Here is a 24340-nt window from a genome sequence, read left to right on the forward strand (position 1 = left end):
GTCAGGCGGCAGACCGGGAATCAGGCGAGGTGGGCGAAGACCACCAGGTTCTCGGTGTAGTCCCGGGCCTGGCGGTCGTAGGCACCCGAGCAGGTGATGAGGCGGACCTGGGGGTCGGGGGTGTCGCCGTAGACGCGCTCGCTCGGGAAGTCGTCCTTGGGGAAGGACCGCGCGTCGTCGACCACGAAGGCCGCCCTGCTTCCGTCGGCTCGCACCACGTGGAACCGGTCCCCCTTCCGCAGCTCGTTGAGCCGGGCGAACACGGCCGGGGACGTCTTGGTGTCGACGTGCCCGGCGATGATCGCGGTCCCGGCCTCGCCGGGCGAGTGGCCCTCGGCGTACCAGCCGACGAGGTTGGTGTCGTCGGCGGGCGGGGGGTCGAGCTGGCCGGAACGGCCGATGGCGAGATCCGTGAAGGGCGCGTCGACCGCGATCTTGGGGATGTGCAGGCGGACCGGGGACCGCGGCAGACCGCCGGCCTCGGACGCGGCGGACCGCGGCGCGGCCGCGGACGCGGGCGGCGCCTCGGGAACGGCGGGCGCGGCCGAGGCGGCGGGCGCGACGGCCGGCGGGGCGTGCGGCGGGCCGCCGGCGTCGGTCGACCCGCCGCGGCCGGTGAGCAGGCCCACGGCCAGGGCCAGGGCGGCCACGGCCCACACCACCGACACGGCGGTGCGCAGCCGCCGCCTCGACGGGGCGGTATCGGGTGCGTCGGGGGAAGGAGGGCTGGCTGCCATCGAAAACCACCTCACTCGGGCACGGCAGCGGGAACGGACACGGGCACGAACGCGGCACGCGGGGCACGGACGCGGACCGGGGCACTCGGGGCACGGACGCGGACCGGGGCACTCGGGGCACGGACGCGGCACGCGGCACGCGGCACGGCACGGGGGCACGGACGTGGCACGCCGCACGGCACGCGGGCACTGCCACGGGCACGGACGCGGCACGCGGCACGCGGCACGCGGCACGCGGCACGGCACGGGGGCACGGACGTGGCACGCCGCACGGCACGCGGGCACTGCCACGGGCACGGACGCGGCACGCGGCACGCGGCACGCGGCCCAGCACGCGGGCACAGCACGCGGCACAGCACGCGGGCACAGACGCGACACGCGGGCACGGCACGGGCACGGACATGGCGCGGCACGCGGGCGGACGAGCCGGACCGCCGCGACGCGGAGTGCGCGTGCGGCGGCCACAGCGGTCATGAGGTCAGGCACCCGTCATGCGGCGCCCTGCGAGGCCTTCCGGCGCCGCAGCGCGTACAGGCCGGTGCCGGCCACCGCCAGCATCGCCAGGCCGCCGGCGGTCACACCCGACGAGGCGGCCAGCCCGCCGCCACCGGTGTGCATACCGCCGCGCGGCTTGTGGTGCTTGCCGTGCTCGCCGTGCCAGGAGCCCTTGTCGTGCTCGTCGTGCTTCCCGTGGTCCTCGTGCTTGCCGTTCTCGTCGTGCTTGTCCCCGTAGGCGTCCTCGTCGTGCTTGTCCTTCCAGGTGTCGTCGCCGCGCTCGCCGTCCTTGAGGGCGTCCGGGTCGTGCTTGGGGTTGTCCCAGTCGTCGTCCGCGTTCACCGCGGCCAGCGCTCCGCCACCGGTGTGCACCCCGCCGCGCGGCTTGTGGTGCTTGCCGTGCCCGAAGTCCTTCCCGTGGTCGTCGTGCTTGCCGTGCTCGTCGCCCTTGCCGTGCTCGTCGCCCTTGCCGTGCTTGTCGCCGAACGCGTCCTTGTCGTGCCTGGAGCCGTCCTGGTCGTGGTCCGCGGTCACGGCGGCCAGGGCTCCGCCACCCGTGTGTACTCCGCCGCGCGGCTTGTGGTGTTTGCCGTCCTTGTGGTGCTCCTTGCTGTAGGAAGTGGTGTCGTGGTCCCGGTCACCCATCGCCTCGGCGTAGGCGGCGGGTGCGGCGATCGCGAGGGCGGCCGTGGCCGTGGCCGTCGCGAGCATCATGCGGGCAGAGCGCATCGGTGAATCCTTCCGTCGCGAGCCGGGCAGCTGACGCCTCGCCAGCTCACGAGACCCGGCCTCGACGTGAACCACCGTCAGTCATGCCGCTCCGTCCCACCATCCAGGGGCGTTCACTCGGGTTACGACCGCACTCTGACGGCGGCACCGGGCCCCCTTCCTCCGGCCGTACGGTCCGCAACCTCCGGCCCGCCGGTGCCGTCTCCTACGGCGACACGCGGGCCGGAACCGCTCCGGCCCGGATCATCATGGGAGGCGCTCATGGCCATGGTCGGCCTGTTCTGGATCGGCGAGGACTCGGTGTACGTGGGGGCCGAGCCGGTGGGAGGGGCCTCCGGGGTGCGGCTGACCGAGGCCGGCGTGGAGACGCTCGGGGCAGGTCAGGGCAGGTTCTGGGCGTGGGACGAGGTGGTCCGGATCGGGACCGACGGCGTACCCGTCCGGTCCGCTGCGCGCAGGATGGCGTCGATGGCGTTCGACGCCGTGCTCGCCGCGGTGGCAGCGGGCGGCGGCGAGCTGCCACCCGCCTTCCTCGTGGAACTGGTGACGGCCGAGGAGACCGTCGAGGTCACCGCGCACGTGGCGGTCACCGGCGGGATCTACCAGCCGTCCGAGTACGAGCTGTCCGTCGCCCTCCTGGAGCGGCTCGCCGAGGGGCGTGCCGAGGTCGGTGACCTCCTCGCGTGGGGCCGAGACCACGCGGCCGGGGGCACTCCGCCGCGCGAGGAGCGCGAGGCGCTGCTGCGGAAGTGGGCCGGCGTGTAGCGTCCCCCGCGCCCGCGGCGCGTCACCGCGGCCCGGGCCCCCGGTGCCCCGTACGGGTGGGGTCCGGGTCGACCAGCTGCGCCGCCATGCCGACGAGGACCAGCCCGCCCGCGATGAGCAGCCCCTGGGACAGGGCGATGCCGCAGCCCAGGACGGTCACGCCGAGGGCCAGCCCCCACCAGGCGCCGGTACGCCGGTACTCCCGGGGCCGGGCGGGGCGGCCGGTCCGCAGGGCTCGGGCGAATCTGGGGTCCTCCCGCTCGAGTCGCGCGGCGAGATCGACCAGGCGTTCGTCTTCGGACCGGGGCACGGCTTCTCCTTCCCGAACCCTGCGGCGCTCGGAGGCAGGGCACGGCCGAGGACAGGGCAAGTCGTGGGGTGGAGGGCCACGTGAGGGTGCGGAGACGGGCAGCCCGCCGAGACGCGACACGGCCGCTCTCACCAGGGCTTCAGCTTCTCCCTCCTCCTCCGGCTTCCGCCATCGGGCCCAATCCTCATCCTTCCCGGCGACGGCACCCCACGAACGCCGGACCGTGACGGGTGTTCGGCCCGAGGGCGGGTTGCGCCACGCAGCGCGCCGGACTCGGCCCCGCTCAGGCCCACGTCCACGCCCGCGTCCCGCCCACCCCCGGATTCCACCCGCGCCGGACCTCACCCGGCCCAAATCGTGTTGACCGCCCCCGGCAGGCGGTGCTGGAGTCGGCACGTGGACAGCATCCCCGCCAACCGGCGGCTCTGGAACCAGATCAGCGGCGCCTACCAGCAGAGGCACGACTCGCGAATCGGCGCCGCACCCCGGCTGTGGGGCATGTACTCCATCCCCGACGCGCACCTGCGCGCCTTGGGCGACGTCACCGGCAAGCGTGTCCTCGAACTCGGCTGCGGCGCCGGCCAGTGGTCCAGGGCGCTCGCCGCCGAGGGCGCCCGTGTGGTCGGGCTCGATCTGTCCGAAGCCCAACTCGCCGCAGCGGCCCGCGCGATGGGAGCGGCCCGCTACCCGCTGGTGCAGGGCGCCGCCGAACAACTCCCCTTCGCCGCCGACAGCTTCGACCTGGTGTTCTGCGACTTCGGCGGGCTCAGCTGGGCGCCCCCGCACCTGGCCGTCCCGCAGGCCGCGCGCGTCCTGCGCCGAGGCGGGCGCCTGGTGTTCAACGTCGCCAGCCCATGGTTCGAGGCGTGCTACGACGAAGCCGCCGGCCGTGTGACCACGACGCTGCAGCAGGACTACTTCGGGCTGAACACCATCGCCGAAGACGACGGCGCGACCAGCTATCAGCTCACGTACGGCGACTGGGTCAGGGTCCTGCGCGGCGCGGGTCTCGTCATCGACGACCTCATCGAGCCGCGGCCCGAACCCGGAACACCCAACGGCTACAACGAAACCGACCCACCCGACTGGGCACACCGCTGGCCGGCGGAACTGCTCTGGGTGACCCACAAACCGTGAGTTCCGCCGCGCCGGGACGTGCGGGCGTCCCCGCGCCGGACGCCCCCTAGCGTTCGGCCGGTTCGGCGGGACGCGGGGCGGGTGTCGTGGTGTCCGGCGGGGGCTCGACGGCGTGCGTCGGGGCCGTGCGGCCCGGCAGGAGGGTCTTCCCGGCCCGGAGCGCGCGGGCGAGCAGGTGGGCGCGGCCGGCGGCGATGGGGCCGAGGACCGCGAGGACGAGGACGTACCCGGCGATGAACGGGGCGAGGCGGTCGTCGAGTCCGGCGGTGGCGGCCATGGCGGCCAGGATCAGCGCGAACTCCCCGCGGGCGACGAGCGTGGTGGCGATCTCGGCGGCGGGCTCGGTGCCGTAGCGGTACACGCGGGCGACGAGGAGGCCCGCGATGACGTTCATCACGAGGGTCAGCGCGGCCGCCGCCGCGACCGGTCCGACGACGGAGACGATGTCACCGGGGTCGATGGAGAGCCCGAAGGCGAAGAAGAAGATCGCCGCGAAGGCGTCGCGCAGCGGATGCACCAGGTCCCGGATGCGGGGCCCGGAGGGAGTGCCGGCGAGGATCAGGCCGACCATGAACGCGCCGATGGCGTCGGCGACTCCGAGGACCTCGGCGACGCCGGCGACGAGGACGGCCGCGCCGAGGAAGCTGATGACGAGCAGTTCGTTGTCGCGGGTGGCGATGAGACGCCCGACCACCTTGGTGCCGTAGCGGGCGGCGGTGGCCAGCAGCAGGAGGAAGCCGAAGGCCTTGGCGGCCTGCAGGGCCATGTCCGCGACGCCCTGGGCGCCGCTGATGACCGGCTGGAGCGCGGCGAGGTACAGCGCCAGGAAGATGTCCTCGACGACGATGACGCCCAGGATGAGGCGCGTCTCGGGGCGGCCGATGCGGCCGAGGTCGATGAGGATCTTGGTGACGATGGCGGACGAGGAGATGCCCAGGACACCGGCGAGCACCAGCGCCTCCCGGACGCCCCAGCCCAGGGCGAAGCCGAATCCCAGCCCGGCGCCGACGTTGAGCAGCAGATAGATCCCGCCCGCGGTCAGCAGGCGCCGGCCGCCGCTCTTGAGGTCGTCGAGGTGGAACTCCAGGCCCAGGTAGAACAGCAGCAGCACCAGCCCGAGCGCGGAGAGCATCTCGAAGTCGTGGGCGTCCTGGACGATGACCAGGCCCGGGGTGTGCGGGCCGAGCAGGATGCCCGCGAGCATGAACAGCGGGATCGTCGGGAGTCCGATCCTGCCGCCGAGGCGGGCGAGGAACGCGGCGGCCAGGAAGGCGCCGCCCATGGCGAGGAGGCTGTCAGCGTGTCCCACGGGTCACCGCCTTCCCCTCCGCATGGAAGGTGGATCGTTTCTGCGTGCGAGGGTGGATGGGCTCCTCCTTCTGGTGATGTACCGGACATCGTGTTCCTTGTCGGCGTCTGCCCGAAGTCGCGGTCATCACGACACGCGAAGCTCCGGCCGTGGCCACTCTCACACGCGGTCCGGCCGCCTCACCATCGGTGCTCGCACCCATTTCCGGGTGCGGACGAGACCCGTCCTCGGCAGGCGGCGGCCTTGTCACACCTGCCGGTGGTCGATGCCCAGCAGGCTCGCCGCCGCCCGGAAGTCGGCCGCGTGGTGGCCGACCGCGAGGGACCAGTGGTGGCCGACGCCCGTGGCGCTCCACGCGTCGACCCATTCACCGGGATCGCGACCGAAGTCGACCCGGCTGGTGGTGTTGCCGATCTCCAGCAGCGGTCCGGGGACGACAGTGCCCTCGGAGGTGACGAACGACAGACTGCCGTCGGCGTCCTGGCCGAGGCCGAGCAGGGTGACGGGCCCGTGCTGGACGTCGAACTCGACGCTCACGCCCCAGCCGCGTTTGCCGTGGTAGACGCCGAGGCCGCGCAGCAGCGGGTCGCGGGCGCTGACCGCGAGGTGGGCGGGTCCGTCGTGGCCCATCTCCACGACGCCGTCCTCGAAGTTCAGGGCCTGGATCTCGGTGAAGGAGCCTCCCGCGCCGACGCTCTGGGAGGCCAACTGCGCGACGGAGGTACGCAGTTCGTATTCGCCGGCCGCGGGCACGCCCCGGGCGGTGAGCAGGGAGGCGCCGAGGATCATGCCGGCGCCGAGACGCTCGTGGAGTTCGCCGTCGAGGCCGCGGTGGTAGTAGGCGAGGCTGTCCAGCGCGAAGTCCTCCACCAGCCGGTCCAGGGCGACCGACACGGTCGCGCCCCAGGCGAAGTCCTCCTCCACCACGCTGTCGTCGAGGGTGAAGACCTGCCGGGCGAGCGCCATCCGCTCGCGGGTCTCCGCCTCGGTCACGCGCTCCACTCGGTGCCGCAGGTCGTCGAACTCCAGCACCTCGACGTGCGAGCCGAACGTCGTGGCCAGCAGTGTGGGATCGGTCTGCACGTCGAGCATGCCGGGGTAGACGTGTCCCATGAGGCCGTGCCGGGCGTGCCGGAGGGCGGCGCGGATGTGCGCGGCCCGGATCCACTGCTCGATGCGCCGCCAGGCGGACTCCTGCCGCAGCCAGCCCGACACCGACCGGAAGGGAATGCCGGCGCGCCGGAAGACATTGCCGACCTCGGGGACGGGGCACTGCCCGCAGTAGGCCAGCCACGCCCCGGTGTCGAAGGAGGCGTGGTCCATCCGCTCGGTCGGCTGAAGGTCGATGACCAGGACGGGCGTGTGCGAGCGCTGGGCGATCGGCAGGACCATCGACGAGGTGAGGTACGTCGTCAGGAACAGCACGATCAGGTCGCAGTCGGCGCGGCGCAACTCCTCGGCGGCGCGGGCCCCTTCCTGGGCGTCGGAGACGAACCCGGCGTCGGTGACCTCGGCGTCCATCCCCCGGAAGCGCTCGGCGACATAGGCGGCCGATTCCTTGAGCTGTGGCAGGAGGCCGGGGAACTGCGGCCAGTACGTGCCGAGTCCGCCCGCGACCAGTCCGATCCGGGTGCGGCGCCGGGTGACCGGCGGGAGCAGGTCGCGCAGGGCGGCGGCCCGTACGGCCGTGCGGTCCGCTGTCGTTGCCATGGTCGGTGCTCCTTGTCGGGGTGGTCCGGCGGCTCAGGTGCTGGGCACGCGCAGGTCCGCTCTGTCCGCCGCGGCGCCGGCGGAGCGCGGGACCAGGACGCGGATGATGAACACGCCCGCGAGGGCCGCCGCGGTCATGCAGGCGGTGATCGTCCAGAGCAGGACGGACGCGCTGTGGTCGGCGAGGGCGGGGGTGAAGAAGGCGGCGACCGCGAAGACGCCCCGGGACAGGGCGTAGGTGAGGCCCTGGGTGGTGCCGCGGGTGTCGGCGGGCAGCGTCAGCTGCGACCACACCTTGTAGTTCGCCTCGCCCGCGAAGGGGTTGGAGAGCTGGTAGAGCACGAAGAAGACGAGCATCCCGACGAGGGCGCCCGCGGTCAGGGACGCGATGACGAAGGCGAGGATCTGCACCACCGCGGCCACGTGGAACAGCCGGTCGCGCCAAGGGGTGTCGGCGACGCGCACGAAGGCGAAGGTGAGCAGCACGCCGATGGGGATGAAGGCCAGGTTGATGCCGGTGGCCAGGCTCTGGGAGGCGTCGCTGACGGTGACGAGCAGATAGGTGCCGAACTGGCCGAAGGTGTTGGCGCCGAGGCCCCAGGTGACGTAGAAGACGAACGTCGCGGTCATCGGCAGCAGGGCGGCGCGGTTCCAGACGTTCTTCAGCGAGACGCCGCGGGGGGCGGGGTCCGCCTCCTGCTCTCCCGTGTCCGGCTCGTCGGACAGCTTCAGCCGGGACCTGAGGGCCCAGGTGACGAGCGCGGCGACGGCCAGCTGCCCGGTGATGAGCCGGGCACCGGTCATGCCGGTGGTGGACAGCACGAAGCCGAGGAAGATGGAGACGGCGATGCCCAGCATCCACATGACCTGCGTGAAGGCCACGAGCCTGCCCCGGGCCCAGGAGGGCGCGGCGTCCGAGACCACGGCCAGGGACGTCGGGAGGTCGGCGCCGGCCGCGAGGCCCGCGACGAGGACGCCGATCAGCAGCGTGATGTCGTCCGGCGCGAGCGTGATGACGATCGCGCCGAGCGCGAAGCAGAAGATGTCCCAGTTGTAGACGCGGCGGCGGCCGAAGAGGTCGGCGAGCCGGCCGCCGACGAGGGATCCGACGGCGATGCAGCCGGTGACGATCGCGCTGATCGCCCCGGCCATCCATACGCCCATGTCGTAACTGTCGCGGTAGATGGCCAGGTTGACGGAGATGCCGACGATCAGCCCGGCGTCGAGATAGGAGGCCATGCCCGACAGGGCGGCGGCTTTCCAGAGCGGTGTGGGGATGGGGCGGGTACCGGCCATGATGCGACTCCGTCGTCTGGTGACATCGCGGTTCCGGGGGCCTGGTCGCAGCGAATATAGGGCGAGAAAAACGTTGCAACAAGGTGTCGCGCACGCATGCGTGAAACGACGTCGTCCTCGGCCGGGCCGTTCACGGATATGGCGTGACCGTTCCAGCTCGCCTACGGTGAGGGTGGCCTAAAAACGTTTTAGGGGAAGGACCGTGTCCGTGCTCTCCCCCACGCTCCGGCAGCTGTTCGAGGATCCGCCCCGCGCCTTCGGCCCCACTCCCCTGTGGTGGTGGTCGGGTGCGAAGGTCACCCGTGAGCGACTCGCCTGGCAGCTGCGGGCGTTCGCGGACGGCGGCGTCCACAACCTCGTCGTGATCAATCTGGCTCCGGCCGGCCCCACGTTCGGCGCCATGGCCGACGACCCCGCGTGGTTCGGTGAGGAGTGGTGGGACCGCTTCACCGATGCCTGCGAGATCGCGGCGGAACTCGGCACCCGCCTGTGGTTCTACGACCAGATCGGGTTCTCCGGGGCCAATGTGCAGGGGACGGTGACACGGCGTCATCCCGAGGCGGCCGGGCTGGCGCTGCGCTGCCGCGACGCGAGTGTCCGCCGGGGCAGGGTCGCCCTGCGGGCCGCCGAGACGCCGCTCGCCGCGTACGCCCTGCCGGGGAGGCGGCTCGCGCTCGGCGCGGACGGGGCCGTCGAGGCCGCCGACGGCACCCGGGTGCGGCTCGTCACCGCCGTCCCCACGGCCTTCGACTACCTGGACCCGCACGCCGTCGGCCTGCTGATGGACGCCGTCCACCACGAGTACGACCGCCGCGTGCCCGAGTACCTCGGCACCGTCGTCGCGGGCAGCTTCCAGGACGAACTGCCCGGCACCAACGCGTGGAGCCACCGCTTCGCCGCCGAGTTCCGCTCCCGGCGCGGCTACGACCTGCTCGACCACCTGCCGGCCCTGTTCGGCACGGACGCCGGCCCGGCGGAGGGGAAGATCCGCGCCGACTACTACGCCGTCCGCGCGGAGTTGACCGAGGAGGCCCTGTTCCGGCCGCTCGCCGACTGGCACCGCGAGCGCGGCCTGCTGCTGGGCAGCGACCAGAGCCACCCCGCCCGCGCGGGCTACCCCGCCCAGTCCACGCAGATCTACACCGACTACTTCCGCACCCACCGCTGGTACAGCGCCGCCGGCAGCGACCACCACGGCGACGCCAAAGTGCACTCCTCCATGGCCCACCTCTACGGCCACGAGCGCGTCTGGATCGAGGCGTTCCACTCCTCCGGCTGGGGCGGCACGCTGGAGGACACCTACCACTGGCTGCTGCCGTTCCTGCGCAGCGGCGCCAACCTGTACAACCCGCACGCCAGTTACTTCGGCACCGCGGGCGGCTGGTTCGAGTGGGCACCGCCGTCCACCGACTGGCGCCAGCCCTACTGGAAGCAGTACCCGGTGTTCTCGCGGGCGGTGGCGCGGATCTGCTCGATCATGTCCTGGGGCGGCTACGCGGCCGACGTGGCGGTCCTGTACCCCACCGCCACCATGCAGACGCTGATCCCGCTGGACGCGCCCGTCCAGCACTTCGGCGACGGCCGGCTGGGCGAGGACCACGCCGCCACCGACGAGACGCAGCGCCACTACCTGGACCTGTGCGGCACCGGCAACTGGCTCGCCCCGCACGCCGGTTCGCTCGACCGGCACGGCATCTCCTTCGACGTCGTCGACGACGACTCCGTCCGGCGCGCCGAGGCCGCGGACGGCGCCCTGCGGATCCGGGACCTGGCGTACACCGCCGTGCTGCTGCCGTCGGCGAGCGTGCTGGAGGAGGAGACGGCACGCCGGCTGGCCGGACTCCTCGACGCGGGAGGGCGGGTCGTCGTCGTGGGACGGCCGCCCGCGACGGCCGCGGGCCGGGCCGGTGACGACTCCGTGGTGGCGGCCCTGCTGGCCCACCCCCGGCTGGAACGGGTGCCCGACCCGGAGGCCGGTGCGCGGGCGGTGGCCGACGCGGCCGGGCACGCGACGGATGACGTGCCGCTGCTCGTCCGGCGGCGGGGGAACGAGGCGGTGGCGCTGGTGACGGCGGCCTTCCCGGAGATCGGCGCGCATCCGCTCCGGCCCGGCTCCGCCGCCGCCCCCACCGGCACCGTGTCCGTCACCGTGCGGGCGGAGGTCGCCGAGGCCGAGGTCTGGAACCCGGCGACCGGATCCCGCGGTCCCGCGCGCGTCACCGTCGCCGGGGACGGTACGGGCTCGACCGTCGAGGTGCCGCTGGACGGGGCCCCCGCGGTCCTGGTCGTCTGGCGGGAGGGCAGGCCGGCGCCGCGGCCCGCTCCCGTGGGTGAGGCGGCCCCGCGGGTGGTCGACGTCTCGACCGGGTGGCAGGGCCGGCTGGTCCCCACCATGGACAACACCTGGGGCGATCTGGCGCTGCCCGAGGGAGCGCCGGTGGACGAGCCGCAGATCTGGACCATGCGGTGGAGCGAGGGCGAGGCGTGGGAGCGGATCCGGACCACGTACGGCAACCGGGTCCTGGTCCTGCCCCCGGTGCCCGTCGACCAGGCCCCCGAGCCGCTGGACGGCCCGCGCGCCGAGCGGATCCTGGCCGGGGAGCTGCCGCTCGTGCCGCCGGACGCGGGCTGGGAGGTCTCGGTGTACTCGGCGAGCCGCGGCATCCCGGACCAGGGCGGGCTGCTGGGCACCAAGGGGCTGGTGAACGAGGAGTTCGTCCGTGTCCCCGTGCCGGTCGGCGGGACGGCGGCCCGGGTCCGCGCCCTCGTGGAGACCGACCACCGGGGGCCCGCCGAGCTGCACGTCGGCGCCGAGGCCGTCAAGCGGGTGTGGTGGAACGGCGAGTTGCTCGCCCCGGAGAGCGGCGGGTACGTGGCCTCGGCCCGGGTCACGGTGTCCCGCGCGCGCAACGTCCTCGAGTACGAGCTGTCCGGCGCCCAGGACCGGCCCTCGACGATCTCGGCGACCGCCGGCACGCCCCTGGGCAGCTTCTACTGCCTGTCCGAGCCGGGCGGGCTCGGGCCCCGGCCGCGGTTCATGCGCCCGCCCGAGGACGTACGGCCGGACGGCCGGGTCACCTATCGGGCGCGGCTGCGGGTGCCGGGCGGCGAGGCGCGGGCGGTGCTCGTCGTGGGTGCCGCCTCGGCGGTCACCGTGCTGCTCGACGGGGAGGTCGTGGCGCGGCAGGAGGAGGTGGAGTACTACGCGGCGGACTGGGGCGCCGTGCCGATGTTCTTCCGCCACGAACCGGTGCTCGGGGCGGGCGAGCACACGCTGGAGGTCGTCGCCGACGGCGCCGGCGCCCGGGACGCGGTCTTCGTCGACCTGGTGGTGCGTTCAGGACCCGAGGTGACGGCCCTGGTCAGCGGCGCCGGCTGGGAGGTCGTGTCGGGCGGCCGGCGGGGGCGGACGGTCGAGGACGACCGCAGGCGCGGCGAACTGCGGCACTGCCACGCCGCGGTGCGGCCGCATCCGCTGCCGGACACCGCCTGGCTCACGGGCCGGCCGGTGCTCGGCGGCACGGTGTGGCCGTCGCGCTCCACCGACGGCGTCCACGCGTCACCGCAGCGCTTCCGGTTCACCGTCCCCGCGGGCACGGTGGCGCTCGACCTGCCGTTGGCGCTGCGGGCGCGCGTACGGGTCGGGGACGGCGCGGAACGGCCGTCGGCCGGCGGGCTGCTGACGCTGGACCGGCCGCTGCCGGCGCCGGCTTCCGTCGAGGTGGTCACCGAGCCCACGGCGGTCCTGCGGGGCGGCTCCGCCTGGCGGGGGCCGGTGCGCGTGCGGACGGTCCCGGCGCCGCTGTCCTTGGGCGACTGGCGGGAACGGGGGCTGGGGAGCTGGAGCGGGGGCGTGACGTACGCACGGATGCTCCAGGTGCCGCCCGGGCCCGATCCCGTGCTGGATCTGGGGCGGGTGCGGGGCAGTGTGGAGGTGTCGGTCGACGGGGTACCGGCCGGGGAGGCGTTCTGCGCGCCGTACCGCTTCCCGCTGCGCGGGACCGGCGGGCGTACCGTCCGGGTGGAGGTGACGGTCCGCGGCACGCTGGCGCCGTACCTCGCGGAGGCCACGCCGACCGCCTGGGCCTTCGAATCCCAACTGGAGTCGGGGCTGTTGGGGCCCGTGACGCTGCGGATTCCCGCGGCGGGCGGGTCTTTGTGATCACGCCGGGGGCGCGGGGGCTCCCGTTCGGGTGGAGTCCCGCAGGACGAGGCCGGGGGCGAAGACGCGGGTTTCGTGGAGGTGGTCCGCGCGGGCCTCGATCTCGTCGAGCAGCATCTCCACCGCCGCCCGTCCGAGGTCCTCGACCGGCTGCCGGACGGTCGTGAGGGTGGTCGCGCCGAAGCTCGCGATGTCGAGGTCGCCGTAGCCGACCACCTGCACGTCCTCGGGGATGCGCACGCCGCGCTCGGTGAGGCCCCGGCACAGGCCGGCCGCGAGGAAGTCGTTGGTGCAGAACACCCCGTCGGGCAGGTCCTCCAGCCCGCGGGCGATCTCCACGCCGTACGCGACGGTCATCTCCTCGGCGACGACCTGGTCCAGCCGGGCCTCGCGCCGACTGCGCACGGCCTGCCGGGCGCCCTGGTACCGGTCGGCGCACTGCCGTATGCCCCGCTCGCCGTTGACGACGAGGACGTCCCGCGCCCCGCTGTCCAGGAGGTGCTGTACGGCGATGCGCCCGCCGGCGATGTCGTCGACGGAGGCCGAGCAGCCGTCGCGGTCGGGCATCGCGCGGTCGGCCAGGACGAGCGGGATGCCCCGCTCGCGCAGCCGGGCGAGCCGGCCCGGGTCGGCGCTGAGCGGCACGACGACCACGCCGACGGCCCGCTGCTCGACGAGCATGCTGAAGTAGCCCTGTTCCCGCTCCGGGGCGTCCCCGCTGTGGCAGAGGACGAGGGAGTAGCCGTGGTCGTACGCGGCGTCCGCCGCGCCCCGGGCGATGCGCGCGTAGAAGGAGTTGGTGACGTCGGGCAGCACCAGCCCGATCGCGGAAGCGCGCCCGGTGCGCAGGCCGGCGGCTCCGGGGTGGGGGACGTAGTCGAGCGCGGCGACCGCGACGCGGACGCGTTCGGCGGTCCGGGCGTTGACGCGCTCGGGCCGGTTGAGCACGTTCGACACCGTGGACACCGAGACGCCTGCGGCGGCCGCGACGTCCTGGATGCGGGCGGGGCGTGCCGGAACGGCGTCCACCCCCTCGCTGTTGCAGCCGTGCGACCAGGCACGACCGTGGCCTTCATGGGCGCCGCAAGTATAACGTGGCCGGGCGTGGAACGTTTTTCCCGCCCGGTCCCCGTGGTCGCCCGATCCCCGTGGCCGGTCAGGCCGAGGGCGCGCCGGTGAGGACTTCCACCCGGCCGGTGTCGAGCGAGTAGTAGGCGCTGACGACCGCCAGGTCGCCCTTCTTCACGAGCGGGCCGAGGTCCTTGTTGGTCCGCAGGTCGGCGGCGGTCTGCTTGATGTGGATCCGGACCATCGCGTCGACCGGGTCGGCGTGCTTCTTCTTGACGGTCTCCCGATAGGCGGGCCGCAGGGCGTCGGAGATCGACTGGAGGTTGCCGGGCAGCGTCCTGCCGTCGCGCATCGCCTCGTAGGCCGCCTTGACGGCCCCGCAGCGCTGGTGCCCGAGGACCACGATCAGCGGGGTGCCGGACGTCATCGGACCGTACTCCACGGAGCCGACGACCACCGGGCCCACGACCTGCCCGCCGGTGCGCATCACGAACAGGTCGCCCAGGCCCGTGTCGAAGAGCAGCTCCGGCGGGACGCGGGAGTCGATGCAGGACAGGATCACGCCGTACGGGTCCTGCGCCTCGGCGACGAACTCGCGCCGCTTCGGGTCCCGGTCGGGGTGCTGGAGTTTTCCGTCCACCCAGCGCTTGTTGCCGTCCATCAACCGGGCGAACGCCGCCCAGGGCGAGTCCGGGCGGGCGGCCGCCGCGGGAGAGGGTGCGGGGGTGCTCGGCGCGGCCGCGGCCTTCCCCGTGGGCGTGCTGTCCGACGTCGACGAGCAGCCGGTCAGCAGAGCCGCCCCGGCGGCCAGCCCACCGGTGAGTATGGCCCTGCGCTGCGGTGTTGCGGCGGTCCCCATGTGGCCGTCCCCTTTCGGTCTCCCCGCTTCCCCTGGTGGGAGGGGGTGATGCCACTGTCGTGGGAGGCCGGTAAACGCCCGTACAGCGCTGGTGCAGGGCAGGAGAAGGGCTCGTCCAAAACGCGCGAGGTAGCCGGGGCCGGACGTTCGGTGATCAGGCGGGACCGTGGGAACCGCTTCCGCTTCTTCGGCCGGTCGCCGTCCGGGGGGCGTGTTCGGCGGTGCGGCGGTGGCGGAACCGGCCGTCAGGACCGCACCGTGGCCGTCCCGCTCGGCGTCCCGGCCTCGCCGCTGCCGAACCGGACCCCCTTGGCCTCCTTGCCCAGCGCGCTCAGCAGGATCACCACGGCCAGGGTGGGCACGATGGTCCACGCCATCGCCGACGGGTAGCCGTGCCGCTCGGCGAGGGCCTCCTGGATCGGCAGGTTGAGCGCGGCGATCAGGTTGCCGAGCTGGTAGGTGACGCCCGGGTAGAAGCCCCGGACGGCGTCCGGGCTCATCTCGGTCAGATGCGCCGGGATGACGCCCCAGGCGCCCTGCACGCACACCTGCATCAGGAAGGACGACAGCATCAGCCAGCCGACCGTGGTGGACAGGACGAAGAACGGCACCACGACCAGTCCCCCGGCCGCCGCGATCATGATGGTCCGGCGGCGCCCCAGCCGCTCCGAGTACGCGCCCAGCAGCACACCGCCGATGATGGCGCCGATGTTGTAGACCACGGCGATCGCGATGGAGGTGTTCGCCGACAGGTCCAGGCCCTTCTTCACGAAGGTCGGGTAGATGTCCTGGGTGCCGTGCGACATCCAGTTGAAGGCGGTCATCAGCGCGACCAGGTAGACGAAGCGCCGCAGCACGGCCGGGTTCCTGAACACCTGGTGCGCGGGCGTGCGGTTGAGCCGGACGCTCTTCTCCCACACCTCGCTCTCCTCCACCCGGCTGCGCACCCACAGGGCGACCAGGGCGGGCAGCAGGCTGAAGGCGAACAGGCCGCGCCAGCCGAAGACGGGCTCGATGACGAAGAACGCCACGGCGGCCAGCAGATAGCCCAGCGAATAGCCGCTCTGCAGCAGGCCCGACCAGAAGCCGCGCCTCTCGGTGGGGATCTTCTCCATGGCCAGGGCCGCCCCCAGGCCCCACTCGCCGCCCATGCCGATGCCGTAGAGCAGGCGCAGCACCAGCAGCACGGTGTAGTTGGGCGCGAAGGCGCAGGCGAAGCCGACGATCGAGTAGAAGACGACGTCGACCATGAGCGGTACGCGGCGGCCCTTGCGGTCCGCCCACATCCCGAAGAGCAGGGCGCCGATGGGCCGCATGACCAGGGTCGCCGTGGTGAGGAAGGCCATGTCGGTCAGGGAGACATGGAAGTCGTCGGCTATCTCGCTGTAGACGAGCACGACCAGGAAATAGTCGAACGCGTCCATCGCCCAGCCGAGATAGGCGGCCACGAAGGCATTGCGCTGGTCTCTCGTCAGACCCGCCGCCTGCCCTTTCACGGTATTCAGCACTGCGGCCTCCCGAAGTTCGCAGCCGAGGCTAGGCAGCGGGCATCGGGAATCGGGCAAAGCCCGGACCAGGATTGCACCAAAGGTCGCCGGGGCGGGCCGGGGCCGGGGCGAGCGCACCTAGTGATCTGAGTCAGAGATTCGTCGGCAGTAGGCGGCGACTTTGTCGAGGATCTCGTCGGCTGTCTTCGTCCAGATGAAGGGTCTGGGGTGTTCGTTCCAGTCGGCGAGCCAGGCCCGGATGTCGCGTTCGAGGGCTTGGACGGAGCGGTGGACGCCGCGCTTGAGCTTCTTCTGGGTCAGCTCGGCGAACCACCGCTCGACCAGGTTCAGCCAGGACGCGCTCGTCGGCGTGAAGTGCAGGTGGAAGCGTGGGTGGGCGAGCAGCCACCGCTTGATGTCGGGCGTCTTGTGGGTCGCGTAGTTGTCCAGGATCAGATGAACCTGCAGGTCGGCCGGGACTTCCTTGTCCAGCTTCGTGAGGAACTTCTTGAACTCCGCCGCCCGGTGACGGCGGTGAAGGGAGCCGATGACCTTGCCGCTGGCCACCTCGAGGGCGGCGAAGAGGGTTGTGGTGCCGGCCCGGACGTAGTCGTGGCTGCGGCGTTCGGGAACACCGGGCACCATCGGCAGAACTGGCTGGGAACGGTCCAGGGCCTGGATCTGGGACTTCTCGTCCACGCAGAGCACGAGGGCCTTCTCCGGCGGATCGAGATAGAGGCCGACGACGTCGCGGACCTTGTCGATGAACAGCGGGTCGGTGGACAGCTTGAACGTCTGTGACCGGTGCGGGGCCAGGGCGAACGCCCGCCAGATGGGCCAGAGCCTGAGCCGTCGTACGGCGACGTAACCAGCCCTCCAGCACCGCCCGTTGGGCATCAGTGACCGACAACGGCGGAATCTTAGGACCCGGACGACTCATACCCGACTAACGACGAATCTCTGACTCAGATCACTAGGGCCCTTCTGATGGATCTCCGTGGGAGAAGGAGCGGCCGTTCGGTGCGTGCGATCGGCGTGCGGGGCGGAGGGTCATGTGGCGGAGCCACCTGGCCCTTCGCCCCGTGCGGCGAGCGGGCGTGCCGGGCGTCGCGGCGCCGCGGAGATCCATCAGAAGGGCCCTAACGGCCGGGGACCCGGCGTCCCGGCGCGGTCGCCTCGTCCAGGAGGCGGCGGAAGGTGGGGCATTCCAGATGGCTCGGTGCGGGGCAGGCGGCGGCGTGCCGCAGGGAGTCGCGCAGCACGCCCAGTTCGCGGATCCTGCGGTCCAGTTCGTCCGCCTTGGCCGACAGCATCCGCCGGTCGATCCGCGGGTGTCCGTCCGGCGCGAACATCCGGGCGATCTCGTCGAGGGAGAACCCGGCCGTCCGTCCCAGCGCGATCAGCGCCAGCCGCTCCAGCACGCCGGGGTCGTACTGGCGGCGCAGGCCCCTGCGGCCGGTGGCGGCGATCAGCCCCTTCTCCTCGTAGAACCGCAGCGTCGAGGCGGGCACCCCCGCGCGCCGCGCCACTTCCGCGATGTCCAGGTCTGTCATTCCCTTGACCTCAAGTCGACTTGAAGTAGAACGCTGTCATCCCGACCTGACGAAGGCAAGCAGAAGGAGAGACCGACATGGACGCCTCGCGCAGGACCGACGACGCACAGGCCGCCCGCTGGAACGGGCCGGCCGGGCACGCCTGGGTGGATCTCCAGGACGTGCTGGACGAGATGTTCCGGCCCTTCGAGAAGCTGCTCGTGGAAGCCGTGTCCGCCGAGCGGGCGGGCCGGGTGCTCGACGTCGGCTGCGGTACGGGCGGCATCACCCGGGCCGTCGCCCGGCGGGTCGGTCACTGCGTCGGGGTCGACCTGTCCGGCCCGATGATCGACACGGCCCGGGCGCTCACCGAGCGGGAGGGGGCGCCGGCGTCCTTCGTGCGCGCCGACGCGCAGGAGCACGCGTTCGAATCCGGCGCCTTCGACGCCGTCATCTCGCGCTTCGGCGTCATGTTCTTCAGCGATCCGGTCCGGGCCTTCGGGAATCTGCGGAGCGCCGTCCGGGACGAGGGCGGGCTGTTCTTCGTCGCGTGGCGCGGCCCCGCCGAGAACCCGTTCATGACGACGGCCGAACGCGCCGCCGCGCCGTACCTGCCGGACCTCCCGCCCCGCCGGCCGGACGAGCCGGGGCAGTTCGCGTTCGCCGACCCGGACCGGGTGCGGCGCATCCTGGCGGAGAGCGGCTGGGCCGGGATCGACATCCGGCCGGTCGACGTGGTCTGCACCCTGCCCGAGCGGGAGCTGGTGCGCTACTTCACCCGGCTCGGTCCCGTCGGCTTGATCCTGCCCGAGGCCGACGAGGAGACGCGGGCCCGGATCGTCGAGACGGTCCGCCCCGCGTTCGACCCGTTCGTGCAGGGCAGTGAGGTCCGTTTCACCGCGGCCTGCTGGATGGTCTCCGCGCGGGCCTCGTCCGCGAAACTTTCGTGAGGCCCGGCCCTCTTTTCGAAGCGGGGGCGGCCTGCGCATAGTGAGATCACGATGACGCAGAAAAGAGCCCTGGTTGTCCGAGGCGGGTGGGAAGGCCACGAGCCGGTCAAGGCCACGGAGCTGTTCCTGCCCTTCCTCCGGGACAACGGATACGTCGTCCGGGTCGAGGAATCGACCGACATCTACGCCGACACCGCCGAGCTGGCCGGCACCGACCTCGTGGTCCAGTGCGTCACGATGTCGGAGATCACGTCCGAGCAGGTGGCCGGACTGAGCTCCGCGATCGTGGCCGGCACCGGCTTCACCGGGTGGCACGGCGGCATCGCCGACTCCTTCCGTGCCTCGGCCGACTATCTCCACCTGGTGGGCGGCCAGTTCGCCACCCACCCCGGCAAGGAGCCCTGCGAGCGGCGGGGCGAGGCGGCGGACAACTTCCTGCCGCACACCATCACCTTCACCGAGGCCGGCCGCGAGCACCCGGTCACCGCCGGCCTCGCGGACTTCGAGCTGGACACCGAGCAGTACTGGGTGCTGCACGACGACCTCATCGACGTCCTGGCCACCACCACCCATCCCACCCGGCCCTGGCAGCCCTGGCACCGGCCGGTGACCTCGCCGGCGGTCTGGACCCGCCGGTGGGGTGCCGGGCGGATCGTGGTGACGACCCCGGGGCACAGCGTCGACGTGCTGGAGCACCCCACCGTCCGCACCGTCATCGAGAGGGGCATGCTGTGGGCGACGCGCACCGCATCGGCGTCGTAGGGCTCGGGGTCATCTCCCGCGCGTACCTGGACACGCTGGCCGGTCATCCGGCCGTGCGCGTCACCGCGGTCGCGGACCTCGACGCGGCCCGGTCGGCCGCGGTCGCCGCCGAGCTGCCCGGCGTCGAGGCGCTGCCCGTCGAGGAGTTGCTGCGCAGCCCGGACGTGGACACGGTCCTGAACCTCACCACCCCGGCGGCGCACGCGGAGGTCGCCCTCGGGGCGATCCGCCACGGCAAGCACGTGTACGGGGAGAAGCCGCTGGCGGTGGACCTGGAAGAGGCGCGGGAGGTCATGGCGGCCGCCGCGCGGGCGGGCGTCCGGGTGGGATGCGCGCCGGACACCGTGCTGGGCACGGGGGTCCAGACGGCGCGGGCGGCCGTGGCGGCGGGAAGCATCGGACGCCCGCTGTTCGCCTCGGCCGTGATGGTCACGCCGGGCCACGAACGCTGGCATCCGCACCCGGACTTCTACTACACGGCCGGCGGCGGCCCGCTGCTCGACATGGGCCCGTACTACCTGTCGTCCCTGATCCACCTGCTGGGCCCGGTGCGGGCCGTGGTCGGAGCGGCCGGGCGACTGCGCACGGAGCGGGTCATCGGGTCCGGCCCGCGCGCGGGCGAGCGCATACCGGTCGAGGTGGACAGCCATGTCTCGGGCGTGCTGGAGCATGTGAACGGGGCGCTGACGACCCTCACGACGAGCTTCGACGGGGTGGCGACCACGGCCGCCCCCATCGAGGTGCACGGCGAGCGGGGCACCCTCGCGGTCCCCGACCCGAACCGCTTCGACGGCGAGGTACGCCTGCACGCGCTCGGCGACACGGGATGGCGCCCCCTTCCCGCGTCGGCGGGCTACGAGGACGGCGCCCGCGGCGTCGGGCTGCTGGACTTCCTCGCCGCCGAGGGGCGGCGCGCGAACGGTGAGGTCGCCCTCCACGTGCTGGACGCGATGACGGCCCTGCTGCGCTCCTCGGCCGAGGGGCGGCGGATCGAACTGACGACGTCGGCCCAGGTGCCCGCGCCCGTGCCGCTGACGGCGGCTCAGGACTGGAGGGGCCAGGCCACGCCCGCTCCGGCGTGAGCGCCTCAGTCCACGGGCCAGGTGTGCGCGGGCGCGTTCATGTGCATGTAGTCCATGTACGTCCTGGTCATCTGGCGCAGCGCCTCCCGCCGGTCGATGACGCCCGCCTTCTCCAGGTGGTGCACCGTCTCGGCCTGCCACACGGCGCCGTTGCGGGCGGTGACGCAGCGCTGCTCGATGATGCCGAGCAGCGGTTCGCGCCAGGGGTCGTCCATGCCGGCCAGCTCCAGGCCCCGGTGGGCCAGGGGCAGCAGGCGCCGCAACACCAGCTCCGTCACCGGTACTTCGCCCACGCCGGGCCAGTACAGCCGGGCGTCGATGCCGTCGCGGGCCGCGGTGTGCAGGTTCTCCTCGGCGACCGAGAAGGACATCCGCGTCCACACCGGCCGGTCCTCGTCGACCAGGGCGCGGGTGAGGCCGTAGTAGAAGGCGCCGTTGGCGATGATGTCGGCCACCGTGGGGCCGGCGGGCAGGACGCGGTTCTCGATGCGCAGGTGCGGGCCGCTGTCGGTGACGGCGTAGATGGGCCGGTTCCAGCGGTAGATCGTGCCGTTGTGCAGGGTCAGTTCGCCCAGCTGCGGCACCCCGCCGCTGTCGAGCGTCCGCTGCGGGTCCTCGTCCTCGCACAGCGGCAGCAGGGCCGGGAAGTAGCGGACGTTCTCCTCGAAGAGGTCGAAGACGCTGGTGATCCAGCGCTCCCCGAACCACACCCGGGGCCGTACGCCCTGGGCCTTGATCTCCTCGGGGCGGGTGTCGGTGGCCTGCTCGAACAGGGGGATGCGAGTCTCGCGCCACAGCTCCTTGCCGAACAGGAAGGGCGAGTTGGCCGCCAGGGCGATCTGCACGCCCGCGATGGCCTGGGCCGCGTTCCAGTAGTGCGGGAACTCCTTCGGGGCGACCTGGAGGTGGAACTGGGTGCTGGTGCAGGCGGCCTCGGGGGTGATGGTGTCGGCGTAGGTCGACAGGCGTTCCACGCCGTCGACCGTGATCCGCAGGTCCTCGCCGCGCGCCGCGAAGATCTGCTCGTTGAGCAGCCGGTAGCGCGGGTCGCCGGAGAGGGCGGCCTCGCTCACGTCCGGTTCCCCCAGGGTCGGCAGGATGCCGACCATGATCAGGTGGGCGCCCACGGCCGCGGCGCGGCCCTCGGCGTGGTTGAGCGCGTCGCGGATGGCCTGTTCCCAGGAGCCGGGGCCGCCGGCCGTGAGCTGCCGGGGCGGGATGTTGATCTCCAGGTTGAAGCGGCCGAGCTCGCTCGACCAGGCGGGGTCGGCGATCGCCCGGAGCACGTCGGTGTTCCGCATCGCGGGGAGTCCGTCGTCGTCCACCAGGTTGAGCTCGATCTCCAGCCCGACCTGCGGGCGCTCGCTCTCGAAGCCCGACTCGCGCAGCATCCGCGCGAGCACCTCGAGGTCGGTGTGCATCTTCTCCCGGTACCGACGACGGTCCTCCCGTGTGAACACCAGGGCCGGCACGTCCCGTCCCATGCGCCCTCCCGCGTTCCGTCGGCGGATTGCTCTCGTCCCAGCGTCGCACCTTGTCCTCACCCCCGCACCCACCTAGCCTGAGTTTGTGCCGCGAATAAACAAAACCCGAACGCACAGTGCCGTGCCGGGCAACGGCAACCCCCTCACCCGACTCCGTGTCGCGCTCACCGTCTTCTTCGCCCTCGACGGTTTCGTCTTCGCCGGCTGGGTCGTCCGGATCCCGGCCATCAAGGAGCGGACGAACGCCTCGGCCAGCGCCCTCGGCCTCGCCCTGCTGGGCGTCTCCGCAGGAGCCGTCATCACCATGACCCTCACGGGACGCCTGTGCCGCCGCTACGGCAACCACCGGGTCACCGTCGTCTGCGCCGTCCTGCTCTCCCTCAGCGTCGCCCTGCCGCCGCTCACCCGTTCGGCCCTGTCGCTCGGCCTGGTGCTGCTGCTCTTCGGCGCCGCGTACGGCGGGATCAACGTCGCCTTCAACAGCGCGGCGGTCGAACTGGTGGCCGCGCTGCGGCGGCCGGTCATGCCGAGCTTCCACGCCGCGTTCAGCCTGGGCGGCATGATCGGCGCGGGGCTGGGCGGGCTGGTCGCGGGGTCCCTCTCGCCCACCCGGCACCTGCTGCTGCTGACCGTCGTCGGCCTGCTGGTGACGGCCGCGGCGGGACCCACGCTGCTGCGGCACGAGCCCCCGGCTCCGCCCGAGCGGGAGCGGACCGAGCAGGGCGGCGCCCCTCGCCGGCTCGACGGCCGGACCCGGTGGCTGGTGATCGTGTTCGGCGTGATCGCCGGGTGCACCGCGTACGGGGAGGGGGCGCTGGCCGACTGGGGCGCCCTGCACCTGGAACAGGACCTGGACGCCTCGCCGGGTGCCGCGGCCGCCGGCTACTCCTGCTTCGCGCTCGCGATGACGGTGGGGCGGCTGACCGGCACGACGCTCCTGGAGCGCCTCGGGCGGACCCGGACCGTCGTCGCCGGCGGCGCCACGGCGGCGGCCGGGATGCTGCTCGGCTCGCTCGCCCCCTCGCTGTGGGCGGCCCTGCTCGGGTACGCGGTCACGGGCCTGGGCCTCGCCAACCTCTTCCCCTGTCGCCGTGGAACGCGCGGGCGCGCTCGCCGGCCCCGGGGGCGTCGCCACCGCCTCCACGCTGGGCTACGGGGGCATGCTCCTCGGGCCGCCCGCGATCGGTTTCATGGCGGACTGGTTCACCCTGCCGGCCGCGCTGACCAGCGTGGCGGTCCTCGCGGCGGTGGCGGCGGCCGTTGGAGCGCTCGTCGGGGCGACGGCGGGGCGGGCGGCCGCGGACCGTCAGCCGCGGCCCCAGGGGTCCGCGGCGGACACACCGGCCTCCCCCGGCTGACGGCCCGATCCCGGGCACCCACCGGCCTCCCCTCGGCCGGCAGCCCGATCCCCGGGCACACACCGGCCTCGGCGAGACCTCGGCTCCCGGCTGAGGGGCCCGGTCGCCGCGGCCGGACGATCCGTCGTGGCCGGCCGGTCGGCACTGCCGTGTTCCTGGGTACCCGGGGCCACGCCCGTGGTGATCACCGGGCCGTAGCCATGCACAAGGAGGCAGACCCGTGACCGAACAGCAGCACCCCGGCGAGCAGCACCCGACACCGGAGTTTCCCTCCCAGGACCAGCCGCACCCGGGCTGGACGGGCCCCATGGACCCGCCCCCGGACCACGGTGAGGAGTCCTACCGGGGCAGTGGCCGGCTGGCCGGCCGCAAGGCCGTGATCACCGGCGGGGACTCCGGGATCGGCCGTGCGGTGGCCCTGGCGTTCGCCCGCGAGGGAGCCGACGTGCTCTTCACCCATCTGGACGACGAGAAGGACGACGCCGCCGAGACCGCCCGGCTGGTCGAGGAGGCCGGCCGCCGTGCCGTGCCCGTCTCCTGCGACGTACGGGAGGAGGAGAACTGCCGGGCGCTGATCGGCCGTGCCGTGGACGAGTTCGGCCGGATCGACGTCCTGGTGAACAACGCGGCGTACCAGATGTCGCAGCCCGACGGCATCGAGTCGATCTCCACCGAGCAGTTCGACCGGGTGATGCGCACCAACCTGTACGGCATGTTCTGGCTGTGCAAGTTCGCCCTGCCGCACATCCCGGAGGGCGGCAGCATCATCAACTCCACGTCGGTGCAGGCGTACAAGCCCAGTCCGCATCTGCTGGACTACGCGACGACGAAGGGCGCGATCGTCACCTTCACCCAGGGGCTGGCGCAGATGGTGATCGACCGGGGCGTCCGCGTCAACGCGGTGGCGCCCGGCCCGGTGTGGACGCCGCTGATCCCGGCGACCATGCCGGACACGCAGAAGTTCGGCAAGCAGGCGCCGATCGGACGGCCCGCGCAGCCGGCCGAGATGGCACCGGCGTACGTCTTCCTGGCCTCGCAGGAGGCGTCGTACATCACCGCCGAGATCGTCAACGCGACGGGCGGGACGCCGCTGCCGTAGCGTGCCCGC

General features: G+C 73.0%; 18 protein-coding genes and 2 pseudogenes. 8 read left to right on the plus strand and 12 right to left on the minus strand.

Translation table 11 applies throughout. From position 1 onward, the window contains the following. Positions 1-20: 20 nt before the first annotated feature. Both C1703_RS03225 and C1703_RS03235 read right to left on the minus strand, forming a co-directional pair. Positions 21-737, minus strand: coding sequence for a class F sortase (locus tag C1703_RS03225; protein ID WP_114250440.1), 717 nt, complete (start codon positions 735-737; stop codon positions 21-23). Between the two features lie 489 nt (positions 738-1226). Further along, positions 1227-1961 carry a hypothetical protein gene (locus tag C1703_RS03235; RefSeq protein ID WP_114250442.1) on the minus strand — a complete coding sequence of 245 codons (735 nt, stop codon included), beginning with the start codon at positions 1959-1961 and terminating at the stop codon, positions 1227-1229. Between the two features lie 261 nt (positions 1962-2222). Between C1703_RS03235 and C1703_RS03240 the strand changes: the two genes are divergently transcribed. Continuing rightward, complete coding sequence (locus C1703_RS03240) at positions 2223-2726, plus strand: hypothetical protein (RefSeq protein WP_114250443.1); 504 nt, start codon at positions 2223-2225, stop codon at positions 2724-2726. Positions 2727-2748: 22 nt separating this feature from the next. On the opposite strand, the gene C1703_RS03245 is transcribed toward C1703_RS03240, so the two are convergent. Then, positions 2749-3036, minus strand: coding sequence for a DUF3040 domain-containing protein (locus C1703_RS03245; RefSeq protein ID WP_114250444.1), 288 nt, complete (start codon positions 3034-3036; stop codon positions 2749-2751). A 396-nt stretch (positions 3037-3432) separates the two neighbouring features. Between C1703_RS03245 and C1703_RS03250 the strand changes: the two genes are divergently transcribed. After that, the gene (locus C1703_RS03250; protein WP_114250445.1) at positions 3433-4173 is read left to right on the plus strand and encodes a class I SAM-dependent methyltransferase; all 741 of its coding nucleotides are present in this window, start codon (positions 3433-3435) and stop codon (positions 4171-4173) included. 46 nt (positions 4174-4219) lie between these two features. Here the strand turns inward: C1703_RS03250 and C1703_RS03255 are convergent, their stop codons facing one another. The 3 genes from C1703_RS03255 to C1703_RS03265 all read right to left on the minus strand — a co-directional run bounded on the left by C1703_RS03255 (position 4220) and on the right by C1703_RS03265 (position 8488). Then, on the minus strand, positions 4220-5482 hold the full coding sequence (locus C1703_RS03255; protein ID WP_114250446.1) for a cation:proton antiporter: 1263 nt from the start codon (positions 5480-5482) through the stop codon (positions 4220-4222). A 246-nt stretch (positions 5483-5728) separates the two neighbouring features. Next, positions 5729-7192 carry an L-fucose/L-arabinose isomerase family protein gene (locus C1703_RS03260; protein WP_114250447.1) on the minus strand — a complete coding sequence of 488 codons (1464 nt, stop codon included), beginning with the start codon at positions 7190-7192 and terminating at the stop codon, positions 5729-5731. 33 nt (positions 7193-7225) lie between these two features. Next, complete coding sequence (locus tag C1703_RS03265) at positions 7226-8488, minus strand: MFS transporter (protein ID WP_114250448.1); 1263 nt, start codon at positions 8486-8488, stop codon at positions 7226-7228. Positions 8489-8696: 208 nt separating this feature from the next. Here C1703_RS03265 and C1703_RS03270 point away from each other — a divergent pair, with 208 nt between their 5' ends. Further along, on the plus strand, positions 8697-12650 hold the full coding sequence (locus C1703_RS03270; protein ID WP_114250449.1) for a glycosyl hydrolase: 3954 nt from the start codon (positions 8697-8699) through the stop codon (positions 12648-12650). Here C1703_RS03270 and C1703_RS03275 read toward each other — a convergent pair whose 3' ends face one another. The 5 genes and pseudogenes from C1703_RS03275 to C1703_RS03295 form a co-directional block, all read right to left on the minus strand. Then, a complete protein-coding gene (locus tag C1703_RS03275; RefSeq protein ID WP_114250450.1) occupies positions 12651-13679 on the minus strand; it encodes a LacI family DNA-binding transcriptional regulator in 1029 nt (342 codons plus the stop codon). A gap of 127 nt (positions 13680-13806) precedes the next feature. Continuing rightward, on the minus strand, positions 13807-14577 hold the full coding sequence (locus C1703_RS03280) for a carbonic anhydrase (protein ID WP_198678073.1): 771 nt from the start codon (positions 14575-14577) through the stop codon (positions 13807-13809). 245 nt (positions 14578-14822) lie between these two features. Beyond that, positions 14823-16085, minus strand: coding sequence for an MFS transporter (locus C1703_RS03285; protein WP_114250451.1), 1263 nt, complete (start codon positions 16083-16085; stop codon positions 14823-14825). Positions 16086-16202: 117 nt separating this feature from the next. Continuing rightward, a pseudogene (locus tag C1703_RS03290) lies at positions 16203-16898 on the minus strand (IS630 family transposase); the annotation flags it as partial. 305 nt (positions 16899-17203) lie between these two features. Beyond that, the gene (locus tag C1703_RS03295) at positions 17204-17617 is read right to left on the minus strand and encodes a helix-turn-helix domain-containing protein (protein WP_114250452.1); all 414 of its coding nucleotides are present in this window, start codon (positions 17615-17617) and stop codon (positions 17204-17206) included. 77 nt (positions 17618-17694) lie between these two features. On the opposite strand from C1703_RS03295, the gene C1703_RS03300 reads away from it, so the two are divergent. The 3 genes from C1703_RS03300 to C1703_RS03310 are packed head-to-tail and all read left to right on the plus strand — an operon-like array spanning position 17695 to position 20390. Next, positions 17695-18546 carry a class I SAM-dependent methyltransferase gene (locus tag C1703_RS03300; protein WP_114250453.1) on the plus strand — a complete coding sequence of 284 codons (852 nt, stop codon included), beginning with the start codon at positions 17695-17697 and terminating at the stop codon, positions 18544-18546. Positions 18547-18597: 51 nt separating this feature from the next. Beyond that, positions 18598-19308: a ThuA domain-containing protein gene (locus C1703_RS03305; RefSeq protein WP_114250454.1), complete on the plus strand. Its 711-nt coding sequence runs from the start codon at positions 18598-18600 to the stop codon at positions 19306-19308. Next, positions 19278-20390: a Gfo/Idh/MocA family oxidoreductase gene (locus tag C1703_RS03310; RefSeq protein ID WP_114250455.1), complete on the plus strand. Its 1113-nt coding sequence runs from the start codon at positions 19278-19280 to the stop codon at positions 20388-20390. Before C1703_RS03305 ends, C1703_RS03310 begins: the two co-directional genes overlap by 31 nt. Before the next feature lie 5 nt (positions 20391-20395). Here C1703_RS03310 and C1703_RS03315 read toward each other — a convergent pair whose 3' ends face one another. After that, positions 20396-21874 carry a glutamate-cysteine ligase family protein gene (locus C1703_RS03315; RefSeq protein WP_114250456.1) on the minus strand — a complete coding sequence of 493 codons (1479 nt, stop codon included), beginning with the start codon at positions 21872-21874 and terminating at the stop codon, positions 20396-20398. Positions 21875-21995: 121 nt separating this feature from the next. Here C1703_RS03315 and C1703_RS03320 point away from each other — a divergent pair. Together C1703_RS03320 and C1703_RS03325 are read left to right on the plus strand one after the other, a co-directional pair. Further along, a pseudogene (locus C1703_RS03320) lies at positions 21996-23232 on the plus strand (MFS transporter). 220 nt (positions 23233-23452) lie between these two features. After that, the gene (locus C1703_RS03325; RefSeq protein WP_114250457.1) at positions 23453-24331 is read left to right on the plus strand and encodes an SDR family oxidoreductase; all 879 of its coding nucleotides are present in this window, start codon (positions 23453-23455) and stop codon (positions 24329-24331) included. Positions 24332-24340 lie beyond the last annotated feature (9 nt).

The organism is Streptomyces sp. Go-475 (assembly GCF_003330845.1).
Lineage (GTDB): Bacteria > Actinomycetota > Actinomycetes > Streptomycetales > Streptomycetaceae > Streptomyces.